The sequence below is a fragment of the Ureibacillus massiliensis 4400831 = CIP 108448 = CCUG 49529 genome (genome assembly GCF_000772965.1).
GTDB classification, from domain to species: Bacteria; Bacillota; Bacilli; order Bacillales_A; family Planococcaceae; genus Ureibacillus; species Ureibacillus massiliensis.
The window spans coordinates 1-9,790 of sequence record NZ_JPVQ01000069.1; the positions used below are offsets into that span (position 1 = coordinate 1).

The 9,790-nt window shown below is 34.0% G+C and carries 9 protein-coding genes and 1 pseudogene; 1 reads left to right on the forward strand and 9 read right to left on the reverse strand.

Annotation, left to right across the window (positions count from 1 at the left end; translation table 11 throughout):
* Positions 1–115: 115 nt before the first annotated feature.
* Positions 116–400: an HXXEE domain-containing protein gene (locus CD30_RS20770; protein WP_088350838.1), complete on the forward strand. Its 285-nt coding sequence runs from the start codon at positions 116–118 to the stop codon at positions 398–400.
* 641 nt (positions 401–1,041) lie between these two features.
* Here CD30_RS20770 and CD30_RS18065 read toward each other — a convergent pair.
* The 9 genes and pseudogenes from CD30_RS18065 to CD30_RS18105 all read right to left on the reverse strand — a co-directional run.
* On the reverse strand, positions 1,042–1,614 hold the full coding sequence (locus CD30_RS18065; RefSeq protein ID WP_036180197.1) for a YdcF family protein: 573 nt from the start codon (positions 1,612–1,614) through the stop codon (positions 1,042–1,044).
* Positions 1,615–1,943: 329 nt separating this feature from the next.
* Positions 1,944–3,035 (reverse strand): ABC transporter ATP-binding protein, encoded by a 1,092-nt coding sequence (locus CD30_RS18070; RefSeq protein WP_036180199.1) that lies wholly within the window; start codon positions 3,033–3,035, stop codon positions 1,944–1,946.
* Between the two features lie 40 nt (positions 3,036–3,075).
* Entirely contained in the window at positions 3,076–3,804 is a 729-nt protein-coding gene (gene nagB / locus CD30_RS18075) for a glucosamine-6-phosphate deaminase (protein ID WP_036180202.1), read from the reverse strand.
* A 1-nt stretch (position 3,805) separates the two neighbouring features.
* Positions 3,806–4,978, reverse strand: a complete 1,173-nt coding sequence (nagA, locus tag CD30_RS18080) for an N-acetylglucosamine-6-phosphate deacetylase (RefSeq protein ID WP_036180217.1) — start codon at positions 4,976–4,978, stop codon at positions 3,806–3,808.
* Between the two features lie 30 nt (positions 4,979–5,008).
* Complete coding sequence (gene murQ, locus CD30_RS18085) at positions 5,009–5,920, reverse strand: N-acetylmuramic acid 6-phosphate etherase (protein ID WP_036180205.1); 912 nt, start codon at positions 5,918–5,920, stop codon at positions 5,009–5,011.
* Positions 5,921–5,977: 57 nt separating this feature from the next.
* Positions 5,978–6,976, reverse strand: a complete 999-nt coding sequence (locus tag CD30_RS18090; RefSeq protein ID WP_036180208.1) for an N-acetylglucosamine kinase — start codon at positions 6,974–6,976, stop codon at positions 5,978–5,980.
* 25 nt (positions 6,977–7,001) lie between these two features.
* Positions 7,002–8,054 carry a serine hydrolase domain-containing protein gene (locus CD30_RS18095; protein WP_036180211.1) on the reverse strand — a complete coding sequence of 351 codons (1,053 nt, stop codon included), beginning with the start codon at positions 8,052–8,054 and terminating at the stop codon, positions 7,002–7,004.
* Positions 8,055–8,074: 20 nt separating this feature from the next.
* On the reverse strand, positions 8,075–8,902 hold the full coding sequence (locus tag CD30_RS18100) for a carbohydrate ABC transporter permease (protein ID WP_036180214.1): 828 nt from the start codon (positions 8,900–8,902) through the stop codon (positions 8,075–8,077).
* A gap of 16 nt (positions 8,903–8,918) precedes the next feature.
* Positions 8,919–9,740, reverse strand: a pseudogene (locus CD30_RS18105) (carbohydrate ABC transporter permease); the annotation flags it as partial.
* Positions 9,741–9,790: the final 50 nt, after the last annotated feature.

A 9,790-nucleotide genomic window follows, 5' to 3' on the forward strand; every position in this document is an offset into this window, starting at 1 on the left:
AAATTCAGATTTATAAAGGGCTTTGAATTATTTTAATGCGACGCTAGTGGGAAATAATAACTGTTGAAAACTGGTCTCAGAAAACCTATCATCTTGTTAAAAACTCTAAAAGAACTTGAAACTACTAATTTGGAAGTTTTGGGATATCAATTCACATTCTTTTGCCAAAAGAGATGTATTTATATTTATAGTAGTTTCAAGTATTGTTTTTATAAAAGTCCAATTTATAGAAAGTCATTGGATTGCATTATTTTTTATATCTTTTTTATGTTTCGTTCTCTTACATAATCTAGTACATATCATTCAAACAATTATTTTAAAAACTTATACTCCTGGTCTTTATACAGCTGTTTGTCTTGTTACACCTTATACAGTTTATTTGTTATACAAGTTAGTTTAAAACTCACTTTTGTACTTTGACCAAAGTTTCTAGTTTTAAGGTCTTTTTATTTTCATATAACAAACAAAAAAATTGGTAATGAAATCAACCGCTAACCAATTCTAATGCCGAGTGATACTTTTACATATCAAAAGAAAAAAAGGACTGCAAATCGATGACACTAACCTCTTCTCATATGTGTATTCCTGTCTACAATTAGGGGGAATTCAAATGATTTTGTACTTACTTTATTACTTTTCAATAGGAATATGGAAAATGTACAGAATATAAGTTAAGATAGATAAAAAGAAAAAGGAGAGATAATATGTTTGATCAAGTTGCGGTTGGTATTTTACAAACCCTTACAGTTGTAACAGTTGTTGTTATTGTGTTTGGAATTCCACTTATGGATACACTCATTCACAAAAAATAAAACGCATACATACAAATGATGCGTTTTATATTGTGACAAAAGGTGTCAGAATAATTCATTCTGGTACCTTTTTAAATTTATACATACTTTTAGATAATTTGCTGCCTTATTTTAAGTAAAAGACTTTCCGTTTATTCTCATACAAAAATGGTTCGCTTCTTGAATTTCATGACAGCAAAAGATAGGTACCATGTACATTTTTCCGTTGCAAAACTCTGTTTAATAACCGCTATTTCCCCACTATATATGTTTTTAATAAAGCAAGGCGTTCTCGAAGATTTGATTGTATTTCTACACTATTCGGTGTTGGGGCAGCGATTACATCTGCATCTAACCCTACTACTTTAGCCAAATATTTCGCCCTAGCTAAATGGAAGTCATTTGAAACGATTGTTATTTCGCTAACGCCTTCTGGTAATAATTCTTTAGAAAATAATAGATTTTCATAAGTAGAAGTAGAGTTTTCTTCCAATTGGATTCTGAGTGGATCAATTCCACCTTCTATTAAATACTTCGCCATTACAGAAGCTTCAGTTGCTGGTTCATCGTCTCCTTGCCCTCCTGATACAATTACTTGAACATGTTCATATTTTTTTAAATAATCAATGGCAACGTCTAATCGATATTGTAAAGAAAGTGATGGTACACCACTTGGTTTTACTTTTGCGCCCAGTATAATTAAAAAGTCATTAGATCCATCTGCTATCGGTGCTTTCCCTTTTTCAATTTCAGTTCCAAGATAAAAATAACCAAATCCTAATACAAGTACAAGTATTACGTTTGCGCCAATCCACCATTTCATATACTCACCTCTATATTACTTAAACGAATAGAAAATAGAAAAAGATTCATTAATTTTCCAGTTTATATTTATATATTCTAATTATTAATTTATTGAAACGGCATATTTGCATTTAAAAATCCCAAGTATTTACCTTCACTTGGGATTACAAATTGGTTCGCTATTAAGATATAGTTTCATTTAAATGGTAAAAGATCGCTCATGAATATTATATTCTGGCTTTTAAACTTAAGGTTATTTGAAAAGGCTTTTCTGATTAATAGATTGATAAAGTTACTCGGTTCTAATAAAAATTCATACTAAGGATATGCTTTCATTATGCCTTTTCACTATTTAATAACCTCTTCTGTTTCAGCATCAAAAAAATGAGCCTTCTCCATATTAATGACGAAATCAATCATCTCTCCACTAGCAACTTTTGTATTCGCCTTCACACGTGCTATGAATTCCTGATTATTCAATTTCGAATAAAGGTATGTTTCCGCGCCTAATAATTCAGCTACTTCAACAGTTGCTGGAATTTTTGAACCATTTAGCGTTTTGTCTGAAGCTTCCTGAATATCCTCTGGACGGAACCCTAAAATGATATCTTTATTTACATATCCTTTATCTTGCAGGAGCGTTCTTTTTTCTTCTGGTATTTCGATTTGAATCCCACCTATCAAAAAATAGCTAGCCTCAAATCGTCCATGGAGGAAATTCATTGGCGGTGAACCAATAAAGCCACCTACAAACACATTGTTTGGATGATCATATACTTCTTTTGGTGTCCCGATTTGCAGTATTTTCCCATCTTTCATTACGACAATTCGTGTAGCCATTGTCATTGCTTCTGTTTGATCATGTGTCACATAAATCGTCGTTGTTTGTAATCGTTGATGTAACTTCAAAATTTCTGTACGCATTTGCACACGTAATTTTGCATCTAAATTTGATAACGGTTCATCCATTAAAAATACTTTTGCTTCTCGGACTATTGCACGTCCTAAAGCAACCCTTTGACGTTGACCTCCTGAAAGGGCCTTTGGTTTTCGTTTTAAATATTCCTCCAAACCGAGAATTTTTGCTGTATTTTTTACCCTTTGATCGATTTCTTCCTTAGAAAACTTGCGCAGCTTTAATCCGAACGCGATATTATCATATACATTCAAATGCGGATATAACGCATAGTTTTGAAAAACCATGGCAATATCCCGATCCTTTGGCGGTACATCATTCACTTTCTTATCATCGATATATAATTCTCCATCAGAAATTCCCTCTAAACCAGCAATCATCCGAAGAGTAGTAGATTTCCCACAGCCAGAAGGTCCAACAAAAACAATAAACTCTTTATCTTGTATATGCAGATTAAAATTTTCAACAGCTACAACATTTTTGTCATACTTTTTTTGGATATTTTCTAGACGTAAATCTGCCATTCTATCATTCCCCTCACTCAGAATGTATAAACTTTTAAACTTAAATCAATTCGGTTAACGCATCATAATCAGCAATGATTGTAACATTTTTATGCCGCTTTAAAATTGATGCTGGAAATTGCTCACAAACCTCTCCATTTATCAACTTTACTAATGCCAATGCTTTCTTTTTCCCTGAAACAAGCAATAGTATTTCTTTACTTTCCATAATGTTTCCTATTCCCATTGTAATTGCTTTATAGGGGACATCTTGAATATTATGAAAATACTTTGAATTTGCTTTTCGTGTAATTTCATCTAAATGAACGACATGTGTTGTACTTGTAAAAGAAGTACCAGGTTCATTAAACCCGATATGACCATTTATTCCCAGTCCTAAAACTTGAATATCAATGTTCCCTACGCTCTTTATTCTTTCGTCATATCGTCGGCATTCTTTTACAATGTCCTCTGCCACTCCATTCGGTATATGAATATTCTTTTTAGGAATATCAACATGATCAAACAACTTTTTTCTCATATAAAAGTGGTAACTGTTCGGATGATGTTGATCCAAATTAAGATACTCATCTAAATTAAAAGTAATTACGTGCTGAAAAGAGTATTTTCCTCCTTTATAGGCTTGAACCATACACCGATATAACCCTTCAGGAGTGGAGCCCGTTGCTAATCCGAGTACAGGCTGTTTTATGTTTTTCACTTTTTCCAAAATCATTTCACATGCGGCTCGACTCATTTCTTGATAATCTTTTACTTTTATAATTTTCATATCAATTTCCCTTATAAGAAATTTGACCACGGCAAATCGTATATTTAATCGTTAATTTAGAATCCATAACAACGAGATCAGCGTCCTTCCCTTCAGCGATAACCCCTTTCCGATCATCAATACCAAGTTGCTTTGCTATATTTGTCGAAGTCATTTTTACAATATCTTGGATGGTTACCCCATCTAAATTAAACATTTGAAAAGCTGCATCCTGCATTTTTAAGATACTCCCAGCTAACGTTCCATCATGTAATATAGCTTTATCCACTAATACTTTTACTGGCTGACCTCCAAGCTCGTAGTTACCTGAACCAAGCGCTTTTGCTCTTATTGCATCTGTTATGAGAATAATTCTGTCACTCCCGATATTGTTATAGATGATTTGTAGCATTTCTTTGGAAACATGCACCCCATCCGCAATTAGCTCTGAGCGTAATGGTCTTAATTGAAAGGCAGCCCCAACAGCACCAATATCTCGATGATGAATGCCCTTCATTGCATTGCAAAGATGTGTTAGTTGACGAACTCCGTGTTGAACTGCTTCTTTCATTTCATCAAAGCTTGCATCAGTATGCCCTGCTGAAACATTAATTCCTTCTTCAACTAAATAATGAATGAATTCACCGTCTATATCGAGTTCGGGAGCTATTGTAATTGTTTTAATCTGATGATTTGCAAGCTTCTGCCATTTTTTAAACAATTCCTTATTTGGTTGTATAATATATTTTTTTGGTTGTGCACCCGCCATTTTTTCGTTTATAAACGGACCTTCGAGATGTATTCCAATTAGTTCTGCTTGGTAAGGTTTATTTGGGAATTTTGCTACATTTACTAATGCCTTTTCAATATTTTCAAAAGACTGTGTGATAGTAGTAGCAAGAAAGCTTGTTACCCCCTCTTGAGGTAAGTAGTGTGCAATTGCATCTAAAGCTTCTTCACTAGCATCCATTACATCATAACCGCGCGCTCCGTGAATATGACCATCGATAAAACCTGGTATAACATGAAGATCAGTCGCATCGATTACAGTTAGATCATCAACATTTATATCATCATCCGAAACTATTCTTGCAATTTCACCTTCTTTTAATAGAAGCGAAACGTTTTTCAAAATGCTATTTTCTGAATAAATTGTTCCGTTTTTTATTAGAATTGGGCTTTGCTGTTGTGTCATCGATTCATACCCTTTCATATCTCATAAAGTTCATCCTTTATTGTCTAATAAATACGTGATTGTTTCCCTTACATTTCTGTTGTGGTTTTGTAAAGCCAACAGTGTCTCTTCATAACTAGCATTTGTTTTCAGCATCACAATGGCAGCTTTTACCTCGTAGTTCGTCTGCTCTAATATGTTTTCAGCTTCTTCATAGGAACTGTCCGTTACTTCCAAAACAATGCTTTTTGCTCTTTCCTTTAGCTTAAAATTACTCGCATTTACATCAACCATAAGATTTTCATAAACTTTACCTAGTTTCACCATTGTAGCTGTACTAATCATATTTAAAATCAATTTATGGGCAGTTGCAGCTTTCATTCTTGTGGAACCAGTTAGCACTTCTGGACCTACAATAACTTCAATTCCCTCATCAGTATATTTGTTAATAAGTGAGTTTTTATTACTAGAAAGACCTACAGTAAATGCACCCATTTTATTTGCATATTTAATCGCACCAATAGGGTAAGGAGTTCTACCACTAGCAGTAATCCCAATGACCACATCATATTTCGTTAAATTTTTAGAATGTAAATCTAGTTCTCCTTGCAATTCGTTATCCTCTGCATTTTCAACTGCTTGAAAGAAAGCTTGATTGCCTCCTGCCATTATTGTTTGAACCATTTCCGGCGAAGTCATAAATGTAGGGGGACATTCAGAAGCATCCATCATACCAATTCTGCCGCTCGTTCCAGATCCGATATAAAAAAGTCTTCCTCCATTTTTTAATGATTCAACAACTTTCTCTGTAACTCTTTTAACTACTGGCAATACTTCCTCTACTGCAAAGGCAACCGATTTATCCTCATTATTAATTGTTTGTAAAATTTCCATTGTCGTCATCTGATCTAATGTAGTACTAGCAGTATTTCTACTCTCTGTCGTCAGTTTTGATAGTTCCATACACAAACTCCTTTACTTAAGAATGCGTCTTAATCACCTTGTAAAAAGTGCATCGTATTATTGGTTAATCTCATTCCATGAAGTTTCAATATTCCTCTTGATATTTTCATCAATTTTTAATCCTGAATCTTTAATAGCTAGTAAATAAGCACCAAAGACTGCTGGAATTTTTGGCTGAACATATTGAACATCTCCAATTATTTGCTTTAAATTTTTCAGAAATAACTCTTTTAAATACTCATCTAAAAAAAGTCCGCCATGTAAAACTAGCGTTAACTCTTTATTGATAGAGTGATATTGATAAGCTACCTTTACCATTTGAAGAAGCTCAAAAACAGCGTCCTCTAAAATCTCTATTGCTACCGCATCTTTCTTTTTTGCTGCTATCAAAACAAATTCAGAGATTCTCGCTATATCTGGAATAAAATTTTCAACGGAATAAAGCTTTAGGAGTTCTGGCACTTGATGTAATTTAAAGTGATCTAATACAAGGCTAGTTAGAAGGGTATCTTGACCTCTGAAGTCATATGCCTTCATTATCGCTCGCAAAGCTTTCTGGCCAATATAGTACCCACTTCCTTCATCACCAAGCAGATAGCCCCATCCTCCGACACGCAATTTTTTGTTCGTTTCATGGCTGACGATATATACAATTGAACCAGTACCAGCGATTAATAAAATTCCCGATTGTCCCCATGTACCCGACGCTAAAGCTGCTTCTGCATCACTTCTTAATTTTATTTTCTGTTCATATGGCGTGTTTTTAAGTAAATCTTTAATCACCTTTTGATCTTGCTCTCTGTCAGCACCAGCTAGGCAAAGATATATGCCTTCAATATGATTAATGGACGTTTGGGAATCATCCATTACTTTTTCAATTAATTGCGTTAAAGTTTGATAGACTTGTTGTGGCGGGGTGCCATGTATATTACTTGATGACCCTTTTGCAAAGGACAGAATATTTCCCTGTTCATCGCCTATAACGCAACTCGTTTTTGATCCGCCACCATCAATCCCTATCCATCTTCTTTTTATCTTAGTTTTTAAAGGCTCCATAGTCGTTCCCTCTTTATCTCGTATGTTAATCCATTGCCAACGCGATTAAGTTGTGAACAATTCTTCTTAATCGACTAATATCTGTTTCTCGACCAAAATGCACACGATTTGTTAGAAGAATTATTGAAAATTGTCTATCCTTAGAAAACCATATCGATGTTCCAGTAAATCCTGTATGACCATAACCTTCATGTAAAAATTGTCCGGAGAATGTTGGTGTATCAGCTAATTGCCAACCTAAACCTCTATTTAAATTTAATTTGTTTGTAAAAGACTTTGTAGATAACTCAATGGATTGTGACGATAAAATACTGCTTCCTTTATGCATTCCACCGTTTAAAATCATTCTTGCAAATTTAGCTAAATCCTCTACGTTAGAAAATAATCCTGCATGTCCACTGATTCCTCCAAAATGAAAGGCATTTTCATCATGCACTTCTCCCCATTGATGTTCTTGCAAAGTTTCATTAAATTCTGTTGCGGCTATTTGGTTTAATTTATCTTTAGAAGGATTAAAATAAGTATTTTGCATCTCCAATGGCTTATAAATAAACTTATTTGTATACTCTGCTAATGATATTCCTGTCAGTGTTTCTACAAGACTACCAAGTAACATAAAGTTTAAATCACTATAAATGACTTGTTCTCCTGTGTTTCTTTTGTCTTCTATTTGAGAAATAAAGTCAACTGTGTCATTTTGGGAAATGTTATTTAGATAAAATTTGATTTCTGGCTGAAAACCACTAGTATGTGTTAATAAATTCTTAATCGTAATGTCACGATTTTTCTTCTCGAATTGAGGGAAATAAATTGAAATAGAATCGTCTAAATCCAGCTCACCTTTATCTAATAGTTGTAAAATGGCAGGTAGTGTTGCAATTACTTTTGTTAATGAAGCTAAATCGAAAATCGTTTCATTTGTCATTGGGATATTTTTTAAGTAATGTCCATATCCAAAGGCTTCCTTATAGATTGTTTTTTCTGCAGTTGTCACCCCTACAACGACACCAGGTATACATTTTTCTTCTACTTGTTTATTTAAAAACTTTGAAACTTTTAGGAAGTTTTTTTCAACCACACTATTTCCCTCCTAATCCTTTACTTTATTGCACCCTCTGTCATACCTTTCACAATATGGCGCTGGAATATCGTATAGAAAATAATGACTGGAATCACCGCGATACAAAGACCTGCAAATAGTACTCCCCATGCACTTTCATATTGTGCATTCGTTTTTAACAAGTCCATTGCAACGCCTAAAGTATTTTTACTATCTTGCTGCAACAAGATTAATGCCATGAAATACTCATTCCAGAAGGAAATAGCGTTTAGAATAGAAGCCGTTATAATGCCTGATTTCACTAATGGTGTAACAATTTTAAAAAGAATGCCGTATGGACTCATTCCGTCAATTGTCGCAGCTTCCTCCAATTCCTTTGGTACATTTCCCATAAAACTGATTAAAATAAAGATTGTAAACGGAATATGTGAAACCGCATAAATTAAGGACAACGCCCATAAATTATCAAGCAAATTTAATTTTAAAAGTAAAAAGAATAAAGGAATCCATCCTAGAACTGATGGGATCATCATGGAGGCTAAATAAGTGTTGAGTAAGACTTCGCTCCCTTTAAAACGTAATCTTTCAAGGGCATATGCTGTAGGGATAGAAAAGGCTAAACATAATAATGTACCTAAAAGCGTTACAAATAAACTATTTAAAAAGGCACTTCCAATATTATAATCTGTCCAAGCTGCAATAAAATTATGGAAATTAAACTTTTGAGGTAATGCCCATGGTGAAGCAAAAATTTCTGCATTCGTCTTAAATGCACCAATAAACATCCATATAAGGGGGAAAACGACGATAAAGGACCATAGCAATAATGGAATTCGCACAGCTAATCTGGATAAAGTTCTTATCATATTGCTAACCTCCCTCCTAATATTCCACTTTTTCTTTTTTCAAAATAAATTGTAAAACAATTACAGTTAGTAGAGATATAACGAGAATTAATACACCAATTGCAGCACCATAACCAAATTTATAATCTTCAAAAGCTCGTTGATATAAATAGGAACCTAACACTTCTGTTGCATTCCCAGGACCCCCACCAGTCATTACTTGCACAAGAACAAAGGATCCATTCAAAGACGTAATGACGATATAAATAATGGACGTTTTAATTTGCGGCCAAATTAATGGAACTGTGATCTTCCAAAATTGCTGCCATTCACTTGCACCATCAATTTCCGCTGCCTCATATAAGCTTTTAGAAATATTCGTAATTCCACCCATTAATAGCAGCATAAATAATCCAATCCCTGCCCAAATTGCGGGTATTGCAATACTCGGTAATGCCCAAGTCATATCACCTAGCCATGGTTTTGCCCATTGTTCCAGTCCGATTGCATTTAAAAAACTATTGATGATTCCGATATTCGGATCATATATAAATTGCCATAATATACCGATTACTACGACGGACATAATGTTCGGGAAAAAGAACACGATTCGATAAAAAGGTGCTTCTTTTATACGAAGCTGTGTTAAAGCTACGGCGAAAAAAAGTGATAAAATCATAATCCCTAATACTTTCACAAATACAAAAAAATAATCATTTAAAATCGCCTTAGGAATAACCGAATCACGTAACAACTGCTTATAATTATCAAACCCGATAAATTCCTTTACAGAGCTAGTACCTGACCAATCAAAGAAAGAATAATAAAGCCCCCCTAACATTGGATAAACAGTGAAAATATGGATAGGCTACACTAAGTTAGACAACTCTTATAAGGGGTAGTAAACTA

Bases quoted from the DNA above. Each gene is read 5' to 3' on its own strand.
- CD30_RS18065 (WP_036180197.1), bottom strand. From the start codon at position 1,614: ATGAAATGGTGGATTGGCGCAAACGTAATACTTGTACTTGTATTAGGA.
- CD30_RS18070 (WP_036180199.1), bottom strand. From the start codon at position 3,035: ATGGCAGATTTACGTCTAGAAAATATCCAAAAAAAGTATGACAAAAAT.
- nagB (WP_036180202.1), bottom strand. From the start codon at position 3,804: ATGAAAATTATAAAAGTAAAAGATTATCAAGAAATGAGTCGAGCCGCA.
- nagA (WP_036180217.1), bottom strand. From the start codon at position 4,978: ATGACACAACAGCAAAGCCCAATTCTAATAAAAAACGGAACAATTTAT.
- murQ (WP_036180205.1), bottom strand. From the start codon at position 5,920: ATGGAACTATCAAAACTGACGACAGAGAGTAGAAATACTGCTAGTACT.
- CD30_RS18090 (WP_036180208.1), bottom strand. From the start codon at position 6,976: ATGGAGCCTTTAAAAACTAAGATAAAAAGAAGATGGATAGGGATTGAT.
- CD30_RS18100 (WP_036180214.1), bottom strand. From the start codon at position 8,902: ATGATAAGAACTTTATCCAGATTAGCTGTGCGAATTCCATTATTGCTA.